The sequence below is a fragment of the Arthrobacter sp. SAFR-044 genome, assembly GCF_051965175.1.
Taxonomy (GTDB): domain Bacteria; phylum Actinomycetota; class Actinomycetes; order Actinomycetales; family Micrococcaceae; genus Arthrobacter.
Window position 1 is genome coordinate 185,051 of the sequence record NZ_JBQCMK010000002.1, and the last position, 22,412, is coordinate 207,462.

The window sequence follows — 22,412 nt, forward strand, 5'->3', positions numbered from 1 at the left end:
GGCGGTCAGCCCCAGTGCGGTGGCTTCTGTTCCTTCAGCCACGTGTCGTGGTCGTCTTCCCGGTCACCCCAGCTGCGGGCGTCATCCTCGGCGGCCTTGCTCGGAAGGATCTCCCCGGTGCCGCCCTTAGCCGTCCGGGACGCCGGGGCAGGTGTGGCCGGGCCGCCAGGCGCGTCCCCGTCCATTCCTGTTTCCGTCTGCCCGGTTCCGTTCTCGTCCTGGCGCATGTCTTCCTCGCGGCCGTCTTCCTCAGGCCTGCCGTCTGCAGGCTTCTCTTCCTCAGTCATGTAATCCGTCTCCCGGTTTCCAGCGTCACCGTTCCGGCCTTCGCCCGATTGCGCGTGCAGGTAGGAAACACCGGCGGACGGCGCGGCGCCAATTCCATTGAGCGCCTGGTCAACGTCGTCGTCAAGGAAGCCGGCGGAGTGGCTGGCCCTGCCCGGCAGCACTATCTTTTCCAGGCCCAGGTAGCCGGCAATGCGGTCTGCGCAGGAGGAGGGGTCCGTGAACACCTCAATAGTCCACAGCGGCATGTACCGCCAGCCCAGGCGTTCCAGCAGCTGCGGGCGCAGCCTGCTGCGTTCACGGACGCTCATGGTGCGGTACTGCGCAGTGCCGTCGGACTCGATGGCCACCGGCCGCGGGATGTCGGAGTCATCCTGCCCCATGGTATTCAGGGGGTCGGCAGCTGCAACCACGTCGATGGCACCGTCGTATTGGTGCCACACCCTGGCGCCGCGGGCACGCAGCCGGTCGCCCAGGTCCGCCACCAAGGGGTCCGCGCCGAGTGCCTGTTCGCTGGCGGCGGCACGGGACGCGGGGGTGCCAAGGTCCGTGTTCCCGGAAATTTCCCGGTCAAGCAGAGCGTAGAGGTCCACTGCCCCGTGGGTGAGCCGGGTGTGGTCCAGGTCCTCGGGCCGGAAGCAGGTGAGCACGTGCAGGGAACGGCGTGCCCGGGTCATGGCCAGGGCGAACTTTTCCCGGCCGCCTTCCGCGGAGAGCGGCCCGAAGTTGTGGAGCGCACGGCCGTGTGGAGTCCGCCCGAACCCAGGCGAGAAAATGACATGGTCGCGGACCAGGCCCTGCGCGCGTTCCAGGTCCACCACGCGGAAGGACTCCGGGCCGGCGCCGAAAAATCCGGCCAGGCCCGGCTGGTTGGACAGCTGGAGCCTGATCGACTCGCCGATCCTGGCGGCGTGCCGCAGGCTGGCGGTGACCACCGCGAGGGAGGTCCGCGGACGCAGGCGGGCGTGTTCGAAGACCAGTTCCACCACCCGGTTGACCTCGGCGACCACGGACTCAACGCCCTCGTGATCGGCGCTGGGAAGGCCGGTGCCGTCCGGCAGGTATTCAACCAGCAGGGACCGGTCCAGGCCCGTGGCCGACTGGCCTTCCGGAAGCCGGCGCAGGCCACCGTCGTAGAAATTCTTGCTGAGCTGCAGGACCAGGTCCTCATCCACCGCGCGGTACACCACGTTAAGCCGCCAGACCGGCAGTACCGCGGAGAGGGCGGTGAAGGCACTCTCGACGCGGTGGTGGGCCGACTCCCCCGGCGCAAGCCGCTCCACACCCACGGTGAACGTCCGCGGCGTGGCGATGCGCGGGTCACCGAAGGCGATCACCTGGCGTGCCCGGGCAATCGACGGCAGGACGGCCTGCAGGGAGGTGGCCTCCGCGTCGAGGATGACGACGGCGTCAAAGTGCTGTTCGGCCGGAAGCAGGCCCGTCATCAGGTACGGGCTGACCGACCAGACCGGGACAAGTGTGCCGATCAGCTCGGGTGCCTGCGCGGTCAGGGAGGGCAGGGAGACCCGGCCGTCTTTGAGCAGGCTGCGCAGGAGGTCTGCCTGGCGCGGCTGGGCAGTGATGGCCGTGCGCCACCGCTCCGCGAGGTCCCACCGCAGCCGGGCGGCACCGCTGGCGACGTGGGCATTGTCCGCCAGCCGGTACTCCGCTTCCAGTTGGCGCAGGGCGTCGCCGTCGGACATTGCCAGGTAGTCATCGCCGCTGATCATGGCTTCGAGCGCGGACTGCCACCAGGCAAGCTCCAGCTCCGCGGTAACTGATCCTTCCGGCACTTCCCGTTCGGCGAGGTCGGCCAGGAGCTCGCCCAGGCCGTGTTCGCGCATGTTTTCGATCAGGAGGGTGCGTTCAGGCAGGGTTTTGAGCGTGTCGGTGTCCGCCACCAGGCGTTCCAGCCGGTCCATCAGCTGCGCGTAGGGAACGGTGGACAGGGCCCCGCCATCCTCCGTGTGCCGCAGCGCCTCGCCCAACTGTGCCAGCTCCTGGTCCAGGGACCGGTACATTTCGTTCATTTCGGCCAGGCCGGACGGAACGGCGGGATGGCGCTGCGTAGTGGCGTAATCCGCCCAGAGGGCACGCTGTTCCTGGACCAGCACCAGGGACGAGTGCAGGTCAGCGATGTGGACACCCGGCCGCACGTATTCCTTGGCCACCCGGCGCAGCCTGGAGCGCTGCATGGCCGTCAGCTCGATGCCGCGTTCCCGCCGCCAGGCGGAGGGTGCCGTGGCGGAGATCAGGTCAGTGACGGGCCGGTCAAAGATGTCGGGGGTGAACTTGTCCAGGCTGCCGCGGACGGCAACCAGCAGCTCCAGTTGCTCGCCCCACTCCGCGAAGGATTCGCCCAGGCGGATTTCGGCATGCTCCGCGACGGCGTCCATGCGGTTGCACAGGACGGGAAGGCTCTTGGCCACGGAACGGACCAGGTCCTGGGCTTCCTCGGTTTCCTTGCGGGTCAGCAGCCTGGCACCGTGCCACGGGCTGGTGGTGGCAGCCTTGCTGAAGCTGCCCAGCTCGGCGGCGCGCCGGAGCCTGCCGGCCAGCTCCTCACGGTCCCGGATGCTGTCCAGGACGCTGCGCTTGAGCCGGACGGTGGTGGCCGGGGCGGGGTGGATGGACGTGAGCTCGGCGAGTGACTGCATGGCCTGGTACGGCGAGCAGCCCCAACGCTCGCGGACATTGTGGAGCGATGCCACGTGGTCCATCAGGGCGTGCCGGTGCTCCGTCAGGGTGGTGTGCAGGTTCCCCAGCTGCGGTTCCAAGGACTTCTCATTGCGGACGATTGCCCGGACCAGCTGCCCCTTCAGCTGTTGGGCTGTGACGTTCCCGGTCAGCTGGAACAGGATGGACTCCAGCCCCAACGTCTCCAGGTGTCCCGAAACCTCGTTAAGGCTGGCGCGGCGATCGCCCACCACCAGCACTGTCTTGCCGGCATCCACCAGGGCGCCGATGGTGTTGATGGCGGTCTGGGTCTGGCCGGTGCCCGGCGGGGCGCTGACCACCAGGGAGTCCCCGGCCCGGGCAGCATCCACCACGTACTGCTGGTCCGTGTCAGCATCCAGCAGCAGCAACTCGTCCTTGGGGTGCCTGTCATCCAGGTGCGGGAAGCGGGACGGGTCCGGCTCCTGGACATCCACCACTTCGCCTCCCGCGGCGGTGGCCAGCGAGGAGACGATGGGGTGGGAATCGTTGATCCAGGGGTCGTCGAGGTTGCCGGAGAGGTCTGCAAACGTGGAGACCAGCAGGTTGTGCTGGGTTTCAGCGCCGTGGATGGGCCGGATCAGGGTGGCCAGCCGGTCCAGTACGGGCTGGGGGTCGAACCGCGCGGTGCTGTAGGCCAGACGTGTCACGGCGTTGACGTCGAACACGATCCCGTGGATGTTCTTCAGGTGCCGCACCAGGGCGGGGTTGATCTGCGCCTGTTCGGTGAGCTGCAGTTCGAAGTCATCCTCCCCCGGCCGCACCGTGAGGGAGATGGCGGTCAGCATGACCGGAGCGGATACGCGCTGGGGTTTGCCTCCAACGGCGGAGGTCCACACCACGGTGCCGGCGGACAGGTATCCCGCGTCGATGCCGCGGTCGTTGGCGAGTTCGAAGATCTTGGACCGGATGTTGCGCGACGCCCTGGCGGCCACCACATACTGCTGCCGGTCACGGATCAGGGTGGACAGGCGTGTGCGGCGCCCTGCCATGAGCTGGGCCAGTCCCGAAGGGTGTGCCGACGTCAGGTCGATGGAACCTTCCGGCGTCTTGGTGAAGCGCAGCATCGTGTCCGCGCCGGTGACGGGTTTGAGCCCTGACAGCCATTTACGAAGCTCTTCCGAGCCTTCCGGGTGGCCTTGACCAACTGACACTTCTGCCTTCTTTTCTGCGTTTGCACGTGACGCCCTGGACCATACCGGCATAGATTCGAGAGTAGCCGCTTCAGTGCCGGACTTGAGAGACCGCAACACTGGGGCACGGGAAATTGCGGCGGAATTCGCTGGGAAAAAGCAATGGCCGGCCCCCGCTGACGGAGGCCGGCCACTAGGATGCTATTCCCACTCGATGGTTCCCGGCGGCTTGCTGGTGACGTCCAGCACGACGCGGTTGACGCCGTCCACCTCGTTGGTGATCCGGCTTGAGATGCGTGCCAGCAGGGCGTACGGCAGGCGCGACCAGTCGGCGGTCATGGCGTCCTCGGAGGACACCGGACGGAGCACGATGGGGTGGCCGTAGGTGCGGCCGTCGCCCATTACGCCGACGCTGCGGACGTCCGCGAGCAGGACCACGGGCATCTGCCATACTTCGTTGTCCAGTCCGGCTGCGGTCAGCTCGGCACGCGCGATGGCGTCCGCCTTGCGCAGCAGGTCCAGCCGCTCCTTGGTGACCTCGCCAACGATCCGGATGCCGAGGCCGGGGCCGGGGAACGGCTGGCGGCCAACGATTTCCTGCGGCAGGCCCAGCTGGGCGCCCACGGCCCGGACCTCGTCCTTGAACAGGGCGCGGAGCGGCTCAACGAGCTCGAACTGCAGGTCCTCGGGGAGGCCGCCCACGTTGTGGTGGCTCTTGATGTTGGCTGCACCTTCGCCGCCGCCGGATTCGACGACGTCCGGGTACAGGGTGCCCTGGACCAGGAACTTGATCTTCTCGCCGTGGGCTGCGGCCTCGGCGATGATGGCCAGTTCGGCTTCTTCGAAGGCGCGGATGAACTCCCGGCCGATGATCTTGCGCTTGGTTTCGGGATCGCTGACGCCGGCCAGGGCCGAGAGGAAACGTTCCTGTTCGTTGGCCACGTACAGCTTCACACCGGTGGCGGCCACGAAGTCGCGTTCAACCTGCTCCGCTTCGCCTTCACGCAGCAGTCCGTGGTCCACGAACACGCAGGTGAGCTGATCGCCCACGGCGCGCTGGACCAGGGCTGCCGCCACGGCGGAATCGACGCCGCCGGAGAGGCCGCAGATGACGCGGGCGTCCCCTACCTGCTGGCGGATGCGCTCCACCTGTTCTTCGAGGATGTTGCCGGTGGTCCAGTTGGGCTCCAGCTTGGCGCCCTTGAACAGGAAGTTCTCCAGCACCTGCTGCCCATACGCGGAGTGCTTGACCTCAGGGTGCCACTGCACGCCGAAGAGGCCCTTCTCCTCGTTGGCGAAGGCTGCTACCTCAGCGCCTGCCGTGGTGGCCAGGACATCGAAGCCTGCAGGGGCTTCGTGCACGGAGTCGCCGTGGCTCATCCAGGTCTTCTGGTGCTGGGGCATGCCTTCAAGCACAGAGCGGCCGTCGCCCAGGATGGTGGTCTCCGTGGATCCGTACTCCCGCAGCCCGGTCTTGTCCACCGTGCCGCCCAGGGCGTTGGCCATGGCCTGGAACCCGTAGCAGATACCAAAGACGGGGACGCCGGCTTCGAAGAGGTCGGCACCCACGCTGGGGGCGCCGTCGGCATAGACGCTGGAGGGTCCGCCGGACAGGATGATGGCGGCGGGGTTCTTGGCCAGAAGCTGCTCGGTGGAGTAGGTATGCGGAACCACTTCCGAATACACATTCGCTTCCCTGACGCGGCGGGCAATCAGCTGCGCGTACTGGGCACCGTAATCAACAACCAGCACCGGCTTCTGGGAAGTCTGGGATGCAGTGGGAGTAGTCACCGTCATAGCCTACTTTGCGCCCTTGCACCGGCGCACCTTGAGAAGCCGCGCTGTGACGGAGCAGACGTCCGACGGCGGGTGGCCGGCCCCAGGGCCAAGCTCCCGTGTCAGGCCCGGTTCAGTAGCGCTGCGGAGCCTGCGGGTTGGCGGCCAGCTCGGCCTCCACCTCTGCGTGGAACTTCTTCTCCACGATGAAGGACAGGAACGGCACCACGCCGCCGAGTGCCAGCAGGACCAGTTTCAGGAACGGCCAGCGCATCAGGGACCACAAGCGGAAGTTGGAGATCAGGTACACCACGTACATCCAGCCGTGCACGATCAGCACGGTGACGGAGACGTTCATGCCGTTGAGCACGCCCGGCGGTTCGGCGTCGGCGAATCCGAAGCCGAACGGCTGGCCGGTGAGCGCGCTGGTGCCGCCGGCGAACAGATACTGACCAAAGCCGTACCGGGCCACCAGTTCCGCACACAGCAGGAGCAGCATGGTGCCGGTGAGGTAGGCCATGACCTTGTAGAACTTCAGGGCGGACCGGATCTGGGCCTCGGTACCGCCGAAACGGCGCTTCTTTCCGGATGTCTTCCCGGATGCCTGCGACGAGGGGGTGGCCGGTTTCGGATCAATCATGGCTGTACCTTCTGCTGGTGCTGGTCAGGCTGCTGGTGCTGGTCAGGCTGCTGCTGTGGAAGCTGGTGCGGTTTGTGCTGCCCGTCATTGGCGGCATCCTGGGCATCGTCGAGGGCCTCCTCAAGGTCCCGGTGGTAGTCGTCCTTGACCAGGCGCCACCAGATGAAGAGGGCGAACCCGGCGAAGACAACCCACTCGATGGAGTAGAAGAGGTTGAGCCAGTTGATGTGCTGCGCCGGCGGCTGCGGGCCGATGTCCAGCGGGAGGAGCTTCCCTGGTACTGCAGCAGCACTGACGTCCTGGCCGCCCACCACCTCTGCGGTGGCCGACACGAAACCGGGGTAGCTGCTGACCTCCCAGTAGTTGATGAGCTCCGCCACGGAAACGGCCGAGGCCTCCCCCGGTTTCGGAGCTTTCCCCGCCACCGGCGCTTCGGACGGCAGCAGCCGCCCGGTCAGTTCAACAACGCCCGACGGCGGTGCTGCCGCGTCCCCGGGCTCCGCAACCCACCCGCGTGCAACCGGGATCCACGTTTGTGGCGAGGCGCCTGCACCAGTGAGGGCGGGGGCACCGTTGACGGCAAAGGCCGAAACAACCCAGTAGCCGCTCTTTCCGTCATGGAGCCGCCCCGGAACCAGGACCTGCTTGTCGGGACTGTAGGTGCCTTGGGCGGTGATCATCTGGTCAGCCACGCTGCCGTGGAAGAATTCGCCCGGCTGCAGCGTGCCGGTGAGCGGCCGGACCTGTTCCGTGGCCGGATTGACCGGCACCTCGGGCTGGGTGGAGCGGCCGAACTGCCACTGGCTCAGCAGCACGAAGACCCCGGAGAGAGCGATCGCGAAAATAAAGCCTGCGATCCATCGGGGCTTAAGGGCTGTTTTCCACACGTCTTAACCGTACTTCGTACTTCTGTAGAACAACTAAACGCCAAGGGCGTCCGGGCCCGGACGCGGGACCGGGAATGTGCCTAGTGGTCGAAGAACACCAGGCTGGAGTTAATCAGCTCGGCAATGACTTCGGCGTCATAGGCACGCCGCAGCGATTCCCGGAATGACTCCTTGGAGAGGGACCGGGCCAGGGTGGCCAGCACCTCCAGGTGGTCGGAGAAAGAACTGGCCGGGGTGGCAATCAGCAGGATGACCGTGGCAGGGCCGTCGGTGGCTCCGAAGTCCAGCGCGTGGCCGTACTTGGTGATCCCCACGGCGATGGATGTTTGGGAGACGAATTCGCTGCGGGCGTGCGGCAACCCAATGCCGCCCGGAAGCCCGGTGGCCAGCTGGTGCTCCCGGGCATTGACGTTCTTGAGGAACCCGTCCAGATCCGAGATCCGCCCGGCGGCATGGAGCCGCTCTGCCAGTTGGTTGGTGGCGTCAGTCTTGTCCTTCGCCTCCATTTCCAGGATCACCATGTCGGCGGTGGTCAGGTGGGCGTCATACGGGTCCAGTGGTTCCGCCAAGGCGTATCCCTTCGGTCAGCAGTGGGGCAAACGGCCCCTCAACGCAAGGGCACGATATCTTCCGCGCCCAGGCGGGCAGCGTCTGCGGATTCGTCGTCCGGCTGTTGCTGGCTAAGGCGTTCGGCCTCCACGCGCGCTAGGTAGTGGCGGACTTCATTTTCACGCTGCGTGTCACTCCAGCCAAGGACGTCACCCATCAGTTTAGCGACAACGGGGGCGGCAGACACTCCACGGTCCCACGCCTCGATGGAGATCCTCGTGCGACGGGTCAGGACGTCCTGCACATGGCGGGCGCCTTCATGGCTTGCGGCGTAGACCGCCTCGGCCTGGAGGTAGTCATCAGCACCAGGCAGTGGCTCCGCCAGCTCCGGGTTCTGCTCAATAATGGCCAGCACCTCGGGCGTCATGGATCCGTACCGGTTGAGCAGGTGCTCGATCCGTGCCACGTGGACACCGGATTCCTCTGCGGTGCGGTTCCGGCGGTTCCAGGCGGCCCGGAAGCCGCTGGCACCCAGGAGCGGGATGGTCTCGGTGCAGCTGGGCGGGACCCGTTCGTCCATGGTGCGGGTGGCCTCGTCGACGGCATCCTTGGCCATGACCCGGTAGGTGGTCCACTTTCCACCGGCCACCACCACCAGGCCGGGAACAGGGTGCGCCACCACGTGCTCGCGGGACAGCTTGGCGGTGGAGTCGTTTTCGCCGGCCAGCAGCGGCCGCAGGCCGGCATAGACCCCTTCGACGTCCTCCCTGGTGAGAGGCCGTTTGAGCACCTTGTTGACGTGCTCCAGGACGTAGTCGATGTCCTTGCTGGACGCGGCCGGGTGGGCCTTGTCCAGGTGCCAGTCAGTGTCAGTGGTGCCGATGATCCAGTGCCGTCCCCACGGAATAACGAACAGTACCGATTTCTCGGTGCGCAGGATCAGTCCCACTGTGGACTGGAAGCGGTCGCGGGGAACCACCAGGTGGATGCCCTTGGAGGCGCGGACCTTCAACTGGCCGCGGTCGGTCACCATCGCCTGGGTTTCGTCGGTCCAGACACCCGTGGCGTTGATGACCTGCTTGGCGCGGATGCTGAACTGTGTCCCGTCCTCACGGTTTTCCACCTTCGCCCCGACAACGCGTTCGCCTTCGCGGAGGAAGTCCACCACCTTCATCTGGTTCACGGCATGGGCGCCGTAGTAGGCAGCCGTGCGGACCAGGTTGGCGCAGTATTTGGCGTCATCCACCTGGCCGTCGTAATACCGGATGGACCCTATGAAGGCATCGTCTTTCAGGCTGGGGGCGGCCCGGAGGGTTCCCCGGCGGCTCAGGTGCTTGTGGAACGGCACACCCCGGCTGTGGCCGGCCGAAACCGACATCGCGTCATAGAGGGCGATGCCGGCCCCAACGTAGGGACGCTCAATAAAGGGTTTGGTCAACGGATACAGGAACGGCACCGGCCGGGCCAGGTGGGGTGCAATCTCGGAGAGCAGCAGCCCGCGTTCCTGCAGGGCCTCCTTAACCAGGGCGAAGTCCAGCATTTCCAGGTAGCGCAAACCACCGTGGATAAGTTTGGAAGACCGCGAGGACGTGCCTGCCGCCCAATCACTTGCCTCGACGATGCCAACGCTCAACCCGCGGGTCACAGCGTCAAGCGCCGCGCCCGTGCCAACGATGCCGCCCCCGACGATCAGGATGTCCAGTTCCTTGCCGGGCTCCGTGGTGGCGCGCAGCCGCTGGATGGATGCTTCCCTGGCTTCCGGGCCAAGAACCCCGCCGTTTGCAGGAACACTCTTCATTGAACGCCTCCAGTGCCTCTAGTGCCGGTAGTAAACCCACACTACTTGCTGGTGGCATGCTTTGGGCAGGGCGGGAGGGCGCCTGCCCTGCCGCCCTGCCCCAGCGTGTCAGTTCCCTGCATACGGCGACACGACGACGTCAACCCGCTGGAATTCCTTCAGGTCCGAATAGCCGGTGGTCGCCATGGAGCGCCGCAGGGCGCCAATGAGGTTGGACGTGCCGTTGGTGTGGTGGCCAGGTCCGAAAAGGACCTCCTCCAGTGGGCCCACAGTGCCCACGTTGGCGCGATCGCCGCGCGGCAGCTCCAGGTGGTGTGCCTCCTGGCCCCAGTGCCAGCCCTTGCCCGGCGCTTCCTCTGCCCTGGCCAGGGCACTGCCCAGCATGACGGCGTCGGCGCCCATGGCGATCGCCTTGACGATGTCACCGGAGGTGCCCATGCCGCCGTCGGCAATAACGTGCACGTAGCGGCCGCCGGACTCGTCCATGTAGTCGCGGCGGGCGGCGGTGACGTCGGAGATGGCCGAGGCCATGGGCGAGTGGATGCCCAGCGCGCGGCGCGTGGTGGTGGTTGCGCCGCCGCCGAAGCCGACCAGCACGCCTGCCGCGCCGGTGCGCATGAGGTGCAGTGCCGGGGTGTAGCCCGCCGCGCCGCCGACGATGACGGGGACGTCGAGTTCGTAGATGAACTGCTTGAGGTTCAGCGGCTCATGGTCTTTGGAGACGTGCTCGGCGGACACGGTGGTTCCGCGGATGACAAAGATGTCGACGCCGGCCGCGAGGACCGTCTTGTAGTGCTCCTGGGTGCGCTGCGGGGTCAGGGACCCGGCAACGGTGACGCCGGCCTCGCGGATTTCGGCCAAGCGGGACGTGATGAGCTCGGGCTGGATGGGTGCCTGGTACAGCTCCTGCATGCGCCCGGTTACTGCGGGGCTGTTGGTCTCGTCCTGCAGCGCCGCAATCTCATCAAGGACAGCCTGCGGATCCTCATACCGGGTCCAGAGACCTTCGAGGTCCAGCACACCCAGGCCGCCCAGCTTACCCAGCGCGATGGCCGTCTGCGGGGACATGGCTGAGTCCATCGGGGCTGCGATCACCGGCATGTCGAACTGGTAAGCGTCGATCTGCCAGGAGACGGAGACATCCTTTGGGTCACGGGTACGACGGTTGGGGACGATTGCTATGTCATCCAGGGAGTAGGCACGACGCCCACGCTTGCCACGGCCGATCTCGATCTCATAAGTCACTGCTCTAGGTTATCCCAGTGACTGCACTGTCCTTCGCTACAGTGGCGTGATGGGCAGACGCTGGATTTTCGACGGGCACATCGCCGGCATAGGTACCGTCTCCGGGCTGCGTACGGTGGTGGGCGTTTGGCATGACTCCCCCTTTGGGTCCTTCTCTGACGTCATGGTGCAGCAGCCTTCAGGGCACCGGCTGCTGCTGGCACCCACACCCGAAGTCGCCTGCTTTATTTCCGAAACCTACAGCTTCGATGAAGTGCAGGTGGTGGAGGTCCGCGCTGCCTTGGCCGGCGGGACGATCAAGGTTGATGCAGGCCCGCTGGCGGTCAGGGCCGCCATAGGAGCCAGGACCCTCCTGGGTTCGGCGCTTCGCACAGTACCCCGGCGCCTTGCAGCCCATCCCCGCTGGCTGGCTGCGGTCAATCCGATCGCCGCCTTCGCGGCCCCGGGCGCCCGCACCTTTGGAAGTGCCGGCAGCGGCCGGGCGGAGTACTACGGGGTCAGCGACCTGCACCACTTAACTTCCGCCACCGTCACGTGGGAAGACGGCGACGCCGGAGCGCTGGCGCCCATCACGCCGCCAGTGACATTCGGCTTCAGCAGTGTTCCACCGCAACCCAGCCTGGCCCGGGTGCGCACCACCGTGGTGGAGGCCTAGGTTCCTGTCGGTTCCCCAGGGCCCGCGCCAGCAGGATTCCCCGGCAGGGCCTGCGAGGTTAGGGGGCTGGCGGGGATCTGGGATTCGAACATGCGGAAGTAGCGGCCGCGCAGCGCCACCAGTTCCGCATGGGTTCCCTGCTCCACGATGCGGCCATCCTCCAGCATGTACACAATGTCCGCCTTCTCGATGGTGGCGAGGCGGTGGCTGATGGCGATGATGGTGCTGCTCCGATCCGCGAAGAGCCGGGTGAAGATGCGGTGCTCAGCGAGGGCATCGATGGCCGACGTGGGCTCATCCATCACCATGAAGGATGCGTCCCGGTAGAAGTTCCGGGCCATGGCAAGGCGCTGCCACTGGCCTCCGGACAGGCCGCTCCCCTTCCGGCCGCGCGGATCCTCCATCCAGTTGCTGACGTGGTTGTCCAGGCCGTTAGGCAGCTTGTTGATGAAGTCGAGCGCCTCGGCATCGGCGCCAGCTTTGCGGACGCGGTCATCGTCGCGCGGATTCCGGACGTCGCCGAAGTAGATATTGTCCGCCGCGGTGGCGAACTCGTACTTCAGGAACTCCTGGCTGAGCACGGCGAGGTGGCGGTGCCAGGAGGTGACATCGACTGCGGCGAGGTCCACGCCGTCGAGCAGTACCTGACCTGCGTCGGGACGGTAGAGCCCGGCGAGGATCCGGATCAGTGTGGACTTCCCTGCACCGTTCTCCCCCACGATGGCGATGTGCTGGCCCCGGCGGACGGTGAGGCTGATGCCCTTGATCACCTCGATGTCGCTTCCTGTGTACGTGAACCGGATATCCTTCAGCTCCACTTCCCTGGGCGCCTCCAGGAGGGGTGGGGAATGTTCCGAGTGCACGGGCATGGCCATGAACAGCTCGTAATCCTTCAGGTTTGCCAGGTCTTCATCAATGGAGCTGAGCGAGGACACCAGGTTGTTTGCGGTGGACAGAGCACGGCTGACGATCTGCTGGACGTAGAGGAACTGCCCGACCGGGGCTGCGCGGGCAATGATCTGGCCCACCACCCAGATCAGCGACACCACTTCCGCGCCGTACTGGAGAGCGTCTGCGGCGAGTTGCCTGGGAATGTAGCGCCGCTGGTAATCGAGGCGTCGCCGTTCATCGGCGTCCCGAAGCCGGGACCGAAGGTCCATGAGGAAACCGACAATGCCGTAGAGCCTCATTTCCGCGATGTGCTGGGGGCGGAGGAGGTTGGTTTCAATCATGCGGCGCTGGCGCCGCGAGTCCACCTGCGTGTTCCAGTGCGCAATCTGTTCCCTGGACAGCTTGAACTGCAGGTACACGCTGGGCACGATGGCTACCAGGACGATGACTGCGATCCACCAGCTGACCAGCAGCAGGGCGCCCACAGCCAGGATGACCGAGACGAGCTGGGTGAAGATGGCGGCTATCCGGTCCAGGACGCGGGCGTAGGAGTCGGAGAACCGTTTGGCGCGGTCGTAAAGGTCCACCGTCTCTTTGTCGTCGTAGCGCCAGAACTCCAGTGACAGGAAGCGCTCATACATCTGGTCCCCCACGATGGCGCCCACTTTGAAACTCATCAGCTGCTGGATGTAGCGGTCCACGCTGTTGAAGGCGCCCCAGAACAGACCCAGCGCGGCAGTGACGATGACGTAGACGATGGCAAGGCGCCCCGCTCCGCCGTCGCCCGCGTACGCTGCCGCCAATGCTGTGGTGGTGAGGGACGCGTAGAAGGTGGTGACCAGCGGCAACACAGCGGAGATCAGGGATCCGAGGACCTTCATGACCACGGCGCCCGGGGAGGCACGGAAGCTCACCCGGAGTACCTGGGCCACGGCCTTGGCATACGGGCGCAGGGCAAGCCGCTTTTGCGGGTCGCGTTTAGGGGTCAGTTCCGCCGGATGGCGCGGTTGGGACATGGAATCAGCCTAGTGCTGGGCAGGCCGTCATGATGTGGAGTGGAGATAACGCACCAGGGCATCCTCGCCTGGAGAGCGTGCCATGTAGTGGAAGTCCGGGCGCCCGCCTGCCAATCGATCTGCCCGCCCGCTGGGGTACGCCGCTCTCATCCACTCCGGGCAAAGCCATTGCGGCCAGTGGGTTGGTTCGGGGTCGGGGTGCTCGGGTTTGTAGCGGCGTCCAGCGGGTGAGGTCCAGCCGGGTGGTTCATTCCTGTTGGCCGGGTCGGGTGTCCACCTGCTGCGGTGCTTGAGTCGATGGTGTTTGGGGCAGAGCTGTGCCAGGTTGCTGGCGTTGGTGGTGCCGCCGTGTTCCCTGGCGATGAGGTGGTCGGCTTCGTTGTCGCTGGTCCTGTTGCTGCAGCCGGGGAACGTGCACTTGCCATCGCGCATCCTGATCCAGCGTTTGATGGCCTCGGTGAGCCGGTAGTTTTTGCGCCCGATCTCCAATGGTGCCCCGTCCCTTGGGTCGACCAGGACCCGATAGAAGGAGTCCGCCCCGTCGGCGACCAACTTCCTGGCCATGGATGCCGGGATGGGTCCGAAACCATCCAGTATTGCGGGTTCGTCGGTTTGGCCGAACAGGGAGAACACCGGCACCATCACCAGGACATCAGCCCGCGGGGTGGGGACTTTACTGAGTTCAGTCGCGGTTCCAGCCCCCAGCAGCAGTGAGGCTGCGATGTCGGGGCGGAGTTGGGTGAGGGTGCGGGTTTCGTCGGGGCCTTGGAGTCCGCGGGCGGTAGCGGTGGTGCCGTTCCAGATCGCGCACGCGGTGTCCCCGGGAAGGTAAAGCGAAACCCAGGCCATGCCATCCCGGTCCGGGGCGTATTCCATCCGTCGATCAGCGACCCCTTTGGCGTGTCGCTTCTCGATCGATTCCGGATGATGGCGTTCCCGCCAGCCACGGACCTTGGCCCGGAACCGGGACGGAATGAGGTCCCCCGGCGCGGCACCCCGTGAAGCATTGGGTGCGTCGGGGTCGAAGAAATGCGTCACCAACCCGGCGGCACCGACGGCATCGAGGCCTTCGGTTTCGTCGACGAAGATCCTCGCGTGCTGCCACGACATCGCGCCCGCGGACAGCGCCTGAAACAAGTGTGGCAGGGAGCAGACCCGGCGGGACTGGTCCACCAGGGCGCCCGCGGCCGCGGAACTGATGGTCAGGACCCCCGCGATCTCCTCGACCACGGATATCCCCGCGTACGTGCGCTCCTGGACCGGGGCATTCGGCGGGGTCATGGCCTGCTGGAAATCGATGGCCTCAGCGGCGTCCCGTGCCTTCACCGCGGCAAGCTGCGCTTCCAGGCGGGACGCGGCTTCCAGCCGTTCCAGCCGGATCTCGTACCGCCGCTGCATCACATCCACGCCGGCACCAACATGAGCCCCGGAAGCCAGGAAAACGTCCTCTTTTCCCAGGGCGTCCAGGGCAGCAGCAGAGGCAAGGACACCCTCCAAAGCCACCCCAGCACCACCGCCGATTCCCATAAGAACATCATGCAGCGGGGGTCCGACATTCAGACCGGGAGCGCCATCCGGGGCCCAAAACAAGAGGAGGCGGGATAACCCGCCTCCTCTTTCACGCATGTGGGCGTGAATAAAACCGTTCGCCGATTACCGGGAACCGTAGTTCGGCGCCTCGACCGTCATCTGGATATCGTGCGGGTGCGATTCCTTCAGGCCGGCGGAGGTGATCCGGACAAACTTGCCACGGATCTTCAGCTCGGGAATGGTGGGCGCGCCGGTGTAGAACATGGTCTGGCGCAGGCCGCCGACCAGCTGGTACGCCACGGAGGACAACGGCCCGCGGTAGGCCACGCGGCCTTCGATGCCTTCTGGGATCAGCTTGTCGTCGCCGGAAACGTCGGCCTGGAAGTAGCGGTCCTTGGAGTAGGACGTGTTCTTGCCGCGGGACTGCATGGCGCCCAAAGAGCCCATGCCACGGTAGGACTTGAACTGCTTGCCGTTGACGAAGATCAGGTCGCCCGGGGACTCGTCGCAGCCTGCCAGGAGGGAGCCCAGCATGACCGTGTCGGCGCCGGCCACCAGGGCCTTGCCGATGTCGCCCGAGTACTGGAGGCCGCCGTCGGCGATCAGCGGCACGCCGGCCGGAATGGCGGCCTTGGCGGATTCGTAGATGGCCGTGATCTGCGGGACCCCAACGCCGGCAACCACACGGGTGGTGCAGATGGATCCGGGACCAACGCCCACCTTGATGCCGTCGGCGCCGGCGTCAATCAGAGCCTGGGCGCCTTCCCGGGTGGCAGCCTGGCCGCCGATGATGTCCACGTGCGCGGCGACGGGATCGGACTTCAGCCGGCGGATCATGTCCAGGACCCCTTGGGAGTGGCCGTTGGCGGTGTCCACGAACAGTGCGTCCACGCCGGCGTCCACCAGGGTCATGGCGCGCTCCCAGCCGTCGCCGAAGAAGCCGATGGCGGCACCCACCCGGAGGCGGCCTTCATCGTCCTTGGTGGCCAGGGGGTACTGCTCGGCCTTGGTGAAGTCCTTGGTGGTGATCAGGCCCTTCAGCCGGCCCTGCTCGTCCACGAGCGGGAGCTTTTCGATCTTGTTGGTGGCCAGCTTGTGGGAGGCTTCCTCGCGGCTGATCCCCACGTGTCCGGTGACCAGGGGCATCTTGGTCATGACGTCGCTGACCAGCCGCAGCGGGAAATCGGACTCCGGCACAAAACGGGTGTCGCGGTTGGTGACGATGCCCAGAAGGCGGTTGTCCTCATCCACCACGGGGAGGCCGGAGACGCGGTAGTGGGCGCAGAGATCATCGAGTTCGCGCAGCGTTGCCTCGGGGCGGATGGTCAGCGGGTTGGTGATCATCCCGGACTCGCTCCGCTTGACCCGGTCCACCTGGTCCGCCTGGTCGGCGATGGACAGGTTGCGGTGCACGACGCCCAGGCCGCCCTGGCGGGCCATGGCGATGGCCATGCGGGACTCGGTGACCGTGTCCATCGCCGCGGAGAGCAGCGGGGTCTGAACGGTGATGCGCTTGGAAATTCGTGAGGACGTGTCTGCCTCGGACGGGATGACGTCGGTGTGGCCCGGAAGGAGAAGGACGTCGTCGTAGGTCAGGCCGATGAAGCCAAAGGGGTTGTGTTCGGGCTCGGTCATGAGTGCGCCTCTTACCTTGGTTGCTGGGTCACGGGTAGGGGTTGCAGCCGATGACCAGCCCGTGATTACGGAACTGGCCTGTGCAGACGATCCTGCAGGAGCACCGTGCAGCACGGCGTTCCGGGGGCAGAAAGTGTTGAGTAAATATTAGAACCTCGGCGCCGATCCCCCTATTCCACGCCGCCAATGTGAGGAACCCCACGGCCGGGCAGGCAGACTGGTTCAGCTCCAGCCGGTGGCCGCCAGCAGCCGCTGCTCGAACATGGGGATCATGGTTTCCACATAGGTCCTGGTGAGGTGGTTGTCGTCCTTGTAGACGTACACGTTCCCCACAACGGCCGGGCAGACGCCGCGCGCGCAGATGAAGTCGCTCATGTCCATCAGGTGCAGCCCCGGCAGCTTGCCGCGGTAATTTTCCAGCGGCGATGGCTCCGCCAGGGACTCGGCCAGCGACGGGTTGCAGGCCGGCGCGTTGGCGCCGTTCCGTTGGGCGCACTGGGGCATGTTGAAGGTGAAACGGGGATTGTCACGGATTCCCACCGTCTCGATCCCCGCGTCCGCAAACGGCTTCACACCTTCGAGGTATCCCGGCACTTCGGTTTCGAACGGGGCATCCTCGTGGGTCAGTGACGCCACCGTAAACACAGCGTCCGGCCGGTGCTCCAGGACATAGGCGGAACTTGCCCTGTTGTAGGCGTTGCATTCGGCGTTCCGGGTTTCCGATTCGGCCCCGAAACGGCAGGCGGGCATGAGCAGCGTCACCAGTTCCCAGCCGCGTGCGGCCGCCACCGGCGCCAGGGCGGCAAGGTACTGCTGGGCGTGGGAGTCCCCCAGGACTACGATGCGCTTGCTGGCCGGCTCGTCGGGGAGCTCCTGTCGGCAGCCCTCCAGGATGGGATCGTCGGTGGCATTGGCACCCGTACAGGGCGAGTCGATGCCGGCCCAGTCGTTGTCCAGTGCAGTGGGTCCGGGGATGGTCCGGGCCCGCGGTGCCGGCGAGTTTTCGTTCTCCGGGGTGAGCGCCAACGCACCGGGCGTAAGCTCCCGCGGTTGTGCCGCCGTCGCGCTTTCCTCTGCGGTGAGCGACGTCTGCCAGACCGCGACGGGCCCGGCCAGGACGGCGCCGCAGGCAACAATGACGACGGCGGTCCGCCAGGCGCGCAGTTTGGGCCAGTGCCAGTCGCGCAGGGGCTTTTCCACGAAGCGCGTGGTCAGGACGGCGAGGACGATCGCGGCTGCAACAATGCCAAGGCCCTGCTTGAGGTTCGGGGTTTCCACGCCGGTGGCCGCGAGCGCCAGCACCAGGACCGGCCAGTGCCACAGGTAAAGGGCGTAGGAGTTGTCACCCAGCGCGACGGCGGGCCGGCTGCTGAGGAGGCGGTCCACCCCGAAGCGGCTTCCGGTCTGCCCCGCCACGATGATCGCGGCTGCCGCCAGCGTGGGCCACAGGGCCACGTACCCCGGGAAGGAACGGTCAACGGTCAGGACCAGCCCGCAGGAGATCATTGCTGCCAGTCCGGCCCAGCCCAGGGCGATGCGCAGCACGCGACCGGGCCGCAGGTACGGCAGCGCCAAAGCCAGCAGGGACCCCAATGCAAACTCCCAGAGCCGGGCGCGGGTGTCGAAGTAGGCATAGGCCTGGTCGGAGGCGGTCTGGTCAACGGAGTAGGCCAGGGACGCCGCGAAAACCAGCCCGAAAACCACTGCCAGCAGGCCGCGGTACGTCAGCCCCTGCAGGCGGGGGACGCGGTGCAGCACGGCCAGCACCGCAGCGGCGGCGGCAAATACCAGGGGCCACAGGATGAAGACCTGCCCCTGGATGGACAAGGACCAGAAGTGCTGCAGGGGGCTGGCACCGGCGTGGTCCTGCGCGTAGTAGTCCACGGACAAGTCGGCAAGGAGCCAGTTCTGGCGGTACAGCAGTGATGCCCAGGCCTGGTCGAGCACCTGCGGCCACCGCCCCTGCGGCAGGATTAGCCAGGTGCCGGCCAGCACTCCGAGGATCACTACGACGGCGGCGGGCAGCAGGCGCTTGAACAGGTGCAGCCAGTGCGCCAGGAGCCGGAAGGGGTTGCCTGACTCAGCTTTGCGGACAAAGGACAAAGTGAGCAGGAAAGCCGAAACGAGCAGGAAGATGTCCACTCCGCCGGAGACTCGGCCCAGCCAGACGTGGTATGCCACCACCATCAGGACAGCGAGGGCCCGGAGCCCCTGGACTTCGGGCCGGAAGGTGGGCTTACGTGGGCGGGGTGCGGTGCCTGTGCCCGGTTCGGGTGCCTTCGGGGTTTCCGTTACCGACACTAGAACCTCTCACAACGCCCGCCAACCAAAGCATCAAGCCTAACCAACGCCGTCTGCATCGGCTAATCAACGCTCCTGTTCAGACTATGCTGGCCCCAGTCGTGGAAGGGAGCGGACGTGGTTGTCCAGCTGCGGATTTGCGTGCCCGGGGAGCTGTCCGCCGTCACCGTGCAGACCTGCCGCGACCAGCGGGGAACGGCGGAAGTTGTGCTGGTTCCGGGCGCGGCCGTTGTTCCGCCGGGCGATGTCATTGAGGTGCTGATCGCACGGGAGGCAGTGGAGGAACTGCTTGAAAAGCTGGAAGTCCTGAAGGTCTCCGACGTGGGCTCCATAGCCATGAGCGCACCGGAATTCGTCCTTTCCAGGAATGCCGATCGCGCGGAACGGGCCGCCCCCGGGGACGGCGCGGACGCGGTGATCTGGGACGACGTGACGCGGCAGACCGGCGAAGACTCCCGGCTGACCTGGAACTTCCTTGCTTTCCTGGTGCTCGCAACCCAGCTCGCCGGCATCGGCATCGTGACAGATTCCCCCATTGCGATTGTCGGTGCCATGGCGGTGGGGCCTGAGTTCGGTCCGCTGGCCGCCCTCGCCGTCTCGCTTGTTACACGGAAGTGGAAGCTTGGACGCCGCGCCGCAGTTGCCCTGGGCATCGGCTTCCCCCTCGCCATGCTGCTGGCGGCACTGACGGCATGGCTTTCGGTTCCGCTCGGACTTTTTCCGCGCGATGCCCTGGACAAAGGCTCGGCCGTGGAGTTCATCTACCACCCCGGGCCGTATTCATTGATTGTTGCCGTGCTGGCGGGGATCGCCGGCATGCTGTCCATCATCGGCAGGCGTTCCGCAGCACTGATCGGCGTCTTCATCTCCGTAACCACGGTGCCGGCCGCAGGATATGTGGCCGTGGCTTTGGTGCTGGGGGAATACCAGAAGGCGGCCGGATCAGCGCTTCAACTGCTGCTCAACCTCGTGGGCATCGTGGTGGCCGCCGTCGCGGTTCTGCTTTTTTACCGGATGGTGACCAGGCGCCTGCCGGACCGGGTGGCACGGAGCCTGAAACGCCAGCGGAGCGGAACCCGGGGCCGCGCCTGATCCACGCCTCGGGGCTACGGTCGCAGCAGGGCGCGCAGGGCCTGGATGGTGTCCGCTTCCGCTGGGGCCTTATCGTCCCGGTAGCGCTTGACGCGGGCGAACCTCAGGGCGATCCCGCCGGGGTACCGCGGGGACTGCTGCACGCCGTCGATGGCTATTTCGACGACGGTGACCGGCTCAACCCAGACGGTGCCGGCCGTGCGCCGCACCTCAAGCTCCTGGAACCTCGCCGTCTGCCAGCGCAGCAGTTCGTCGGTGAGGCCCTTGAAGGTCTTGCCCACCATGACGTAGCCGCCGGGTTCGCCGAACTCCCCGGTGGGGTCAAGGGCACCCAGGTGCAGGTTGGAGAGCATTCCCGTGCGGCGTCCGGAGCCCCATTCGCAGGCGAGCACCACCAGGTCATACGTGTGGACCGGTTTCACCTTGACCCAGTTGGATCCGCGCCTGCCCGCGGCATAGGCGGATCCGATGGCCTTCACCACTACGCCCTCGTGGCCCGCGGCGAGTGCATCCTGCGACACGCGCTCGGCAACTGCGGGATCGGCAGTGACCTCCCCCGGGATCCGGCGTGCGGGTGCCACGCGCTCCAGGACATCGATGCGGGTGGCCAGCGGTTCGTCCAGCAGGTCACGTCCGTCGATGTGCAGCACGTCGAAAAACCAGGGATGCAGCAGCGTTTCCCGTACCGCGTCGGCGCCGAAGCGGGACATGGTCTCCTGGAAGGGGCGGGGCGCTCCGTCCTCATCCAGTGCGAGGGTTTCGCCGTCGAGGATCACGTCCTGCACGGGCAGCCCCCGGACCAGGTCAACCACCTCGGGAAGCCGATGGGTCACCTCCGCAAGGTTGCGGGTGTAGATGCGCACGTCATTGCCGGAGCGGTGCACCTGGATGCGGGCGCCGTCGAGCTTGTACTCCACCGAGGCCTCCCCTGTGGCTTCCAAAGCTGCCGCGGTGCTGCCGACGGTAGCAGCGAGCATCGGCTGCACCGGACGGCCCACCACGAGGCCGACGGCGTCAAGCTCGGCCGGAGTGCCGGTGAGCGCCAAGAGGGCGGTCCCGCCGAGGTCGCCGGAAAGCATCGCTGCCCGCCGCACGGCGGCGACGGGCCGGTCGGAGGCGCGGGCGACGGCGTCCGTCAGCACTCCTTCCAGGGCACCGGTGCGCAATTCCCCAAGCAGGACGCCGGCGATGAAGGACTGCTCCGGTTCGGTGGCGGCGGCCATGAGCGTCCCGAGGATGGCGGCCCGTTCCGCGCCCGACCCGCTGCCCGCTGTTGCCAGCAGCCGGTCCAGCGCTTCATCAAAATCTGCCACAGTGAGGCTGGGCTCCGCGGCTGGTTCTTCCTTGGCCGCCGCCACAGCGCTCCACCCCACGCCAACACGTCCCTGCCGGGGTTTGGCACTGAGCAAGCCCACCGCCGTCGGGATCTCCGCTGGCTCGAGGCGGCGCAGAAGGTGGGCCAGGGCATCAACTTTTGCCAGCCGGGACCGGGTTGATGCGACCTCTTTGGTGGTTTCCACGAGCTCAAGGAGCAGCATGGCACCCATCCTGCCACGGGCACTGGACGGGACACTGGACAGCGCCCCGGTGCTGCTCCACAATGGGCGCGTGGGGATCATCGTTGCGAACCTGTTCATCACCCTCGACGGCGTCTACCAGGCGCCCGGCGGCCGTGAAGAAGACCCGGAAGGCGAATTCGCTTTCGGCGGCTGGCAGGCACCGGTATCCGACGACGAAGCCGGCGCCTCGATAGCGGCCGAGATCAGCCGGATGGATGCCCTGCTGCTCGGCCGGAAGACCTATGAGATCTTTGCGGCGTACTGGCCCCACCAGTCCGGTGAGATCGCCGACGCCCTCAACCGGGTCCCCAAATTCGTTGTCTCCGGCACGCTCGCTAACCCCGTTTGGGCAGGCACCACTGTGCTGCCGGACGCCGCGGCGGCGGGCGGCCTCCGGGAAGAGTACGGGCAGATGCACATGTTTGGCAGCGGGGTCCTGATCCGGTCCCTCATGGCGGCAGGAGTGCTGGACCGGCTTCACCTCTGGCTGTACCCGGTGGTCCTGGGCCAGGGAAAGCGCCTGTTCGACGCCGGAACGGTGCCCTCCACCTTCACGCTGGCCGAACCGGCCCGCAGTTTTCCCAAGGGCGCGGTGTCGCTGGTGTACGAGCGCGCGGGAGGCGTGGAGACGCAGGAGATGCCCGCCGGCTGATTGCCCCCTGACACAGGCAGCAACGCAAAAGGCTGGCCCGGCAGATGCCGGAC

General features: G+C 66.5%; 15 protein-coding genes. 3 read left to right on the top strand and 12 right to left on the bottom strand.

Annotation, left to right across the window (positions count from 1 at the left end; all coding sequences use genetic code 11):
• Window positions 1–5: 5 nt before the first annotated feature.
• From ACTHQS_RS03585 to ACTHQS_RS03615, 7 genes are all read right to left on the bottom strand, one after another.
• A complete protein-coding gene (locus tag ACTHQS_RS03585; protein ID WP_440166151.1) occupies window positions 6–4,205 on the bottom strand; it encodes an AAA family ATPase in 4,200 nt (1,399 codons plus the stop codon).
• Window positions 4,206–4,334: 129 nt separating this feature from the next.
• Window positions 4,335–5,930, bottom strand: a complete 1,596-nt coding sequence (gene guaA, locus ACTHQS_RS03590) for a glutamine-hydrolyzing GMP synthase (protein WP_440166152.1) — start codon at window positions 5,928–5,930, stop codon at window positions 4,335–4,337.
• A gap of 112 nt (window positions 5,931–6,042) precedes the next feature.
• Window positions 6,043–6,549 (bottom strand): DUF3817 domain-containing protein, encoded by a 507-nt coding sequence (locus tag ACTHQS_RS03595; RefSeq protein WP_440166154.1) that lies wholly within the window; start codon window positions 6,547–6,549, stop codon window positions 6,043–6,045.
• Window positions 6,546–7,436, bottom strand: coding sequence for an SURF1 family protein (locus ACTHQS_RS03600; protein WP_440166157.1), 891 nt, complete (start codon window positions 7,434–7,436; stop codon window positions 6,546–6,548). Before ACTHQS_RS03600 ends, ACTHQS_RS03595 begins: the two co-directional genes overlap by 4 nt.
• Window positions 7,437–7,516: 80 nt before the next feature.
• Window positions 7,517–8,005 (bottom strand): PTS sugar transporter subunit IIA, encoded by a 489-nt coding sequence (locus ACTHQS_RS03605; protein WP_440166159.1) that lies wholly within the window; start codon window positions 8,003–8,005, stop codon window positions 7,517–7,519.
• Window positions 8,006–8,043: 38 nt separating this feature from the next.
• A complete protein-coding gene (locus ACTHQS_RS03610; RefSeq protein ID WP_440166161.1) occupies window positions 8,044–9,783 on the bottom strand; it encodes a glycerol-3-phosphate dehydrogenase/oxidase in 1,740 nt (579 codons plus the stop codon).
• A 108-nt stretch (window positions 9,784–9,891) separates the two neighbouring features.
• Window positions 9,892–11,028 (bottom strand): GuaB3 family IMP dehydrogenase-related protein, encoded by a 1,137-nt coding sequence (locus ACTHQS_RS03615; protein ID WP_440166164.1) that lies wholly within the window; start codon window positions 11,026–11,028, stop codon window positions 9,892–9,894.
• A gap of 49 nt (window positions 11,029–11,077) precedes the next feature.
• Here ACTHQS_RS03615 and ACTHQS_RS03620 point away from each other — a divergent pair, with 49 nt between their 5' ends.
• Window positions 11,078–11,683 (top strand): hypothetical protein, encoded by a 606-nt coding sequence (locus ACTHQS_RS03620; protein ID WP_440166166.1) that lies wholly within the window; start codon window positions 11,078–11,080, stop codon window positions 11,681–11,683.
• On the opposite strand, the gene ACTHQS_RS03625 is transcribed toward ACTHQS_RS03620, so the two are convergent.
• From ACTHQS_RS03625 to ACTHQS_RS03640, 4 genes are all read right to left on the bottom strand, one after another.
• The gene (locus ACTHQS_RS03625) at window positions 11,680–13,590 is read right to left on the bottom strand and encodes an ABC transporter ATP-binding protein (protein ID WP_440166168.1); all 1,911 of its coding nucleotides are present in this window, start codon (window positions 13,588–13,590) and stop codon (window positions 11,680–11,682) included. The two genes, ACTHQS_RS03620 and ACTHQS_RS03625, sit on opposite strands and share 4 nt — an antisense overlap.
• A 27-nt stretch (window positions 13,591–13,617) precedes the next feature.
• Window positions 13,618–15,117: a DUF222 domain-containing protein gene (locus ACTHQS_RS03630; protein WP_440166170.1), complete on the bottom strand. Its 1,500-nt coding sequence runs from the start codon at window positions 15,115–15,117 to the stop codon at window positions 13,618–13,620.
• A 126-nt stretch (window positions 15,118–15,243) separates the two neighbouring features.
• The gene (gene guaB, locus ACTHQS_RS03635) at window positions 15,244–16,755 is read right to left on the bottom strand and encodes an IMP dehydrogenase (RefSeq protein ID WP_440166172.1); all 1,512 of its coding nucleotides are present in this window, start codon (window positions 16,753–16,755) and stop codon (window positions 15,244–15,246) included.
• Window positions 16,756–16,977: 222 nt separating this feature from the next.
• Window positions 16,978–19,056, bottom strand: a complete 2,079-nt coding sequence (locus ACTHQS_RS03640) for an acyltransferase family protein (protein WP_440166174.1) — start codon at window positions 19,054–19,056, stop codon at window positions 16,978–16,980.
• Between the two features lie 117 nt (window positions 19,057–19,173).
• On the opposite strand from ACTHQS_RS03640, the gene ACTHQS_RS03645 reads away from it, so the two are divergent.
• Complete coding sequence (locus ACTHQS_RS03645) at window positions 19,174–20,148, top strand: DUF389 domain-containing protein (RefSeq protein ID WP_440166175.1); 975 nt, start codon at window positions 19,174–19,176, stop codon at window positions 20,146–20,148.
• Window positions 20,149–20,162: 14 nt separating this feature from the next.
• On the opposite strand, the gene ACTHQS_RS03650 is transcribed toward ACTHQS_RS03645, so the two are convergent.
• Window positions 20,163–21,686, bottom strand: a complete 1,524-nt coding sequence (locus tag ACTHQS_RS03650) for an ATP-dependent DNA ligase (RefSeq protein ID WP_440166177.1) — start codon at window positions 21,684–21,686, stop codon at window positions 20,163–20,165.
• A 70-nt stretch (window positions 21,687–21,756) separates the two neighbouring features.
• Between ACTHQS_RS03650 and ACTHQS_RS03655 the strand changes: the two genes are divergently transcribed.
• Window positions 21,757–22,359, top strand: coding sequence for a dihydrofolate reductase family protein (locus ACTHQS_RS03655; RefSeq protein ID WP_440166654.1), 603 nt, complete (start codon window positions 21,757–21,759; stop codon window positions 22,357–22,359).
• The last annotated feature ends 53 nt before the right edge of the window (window positions 22,360–22,412 follow it).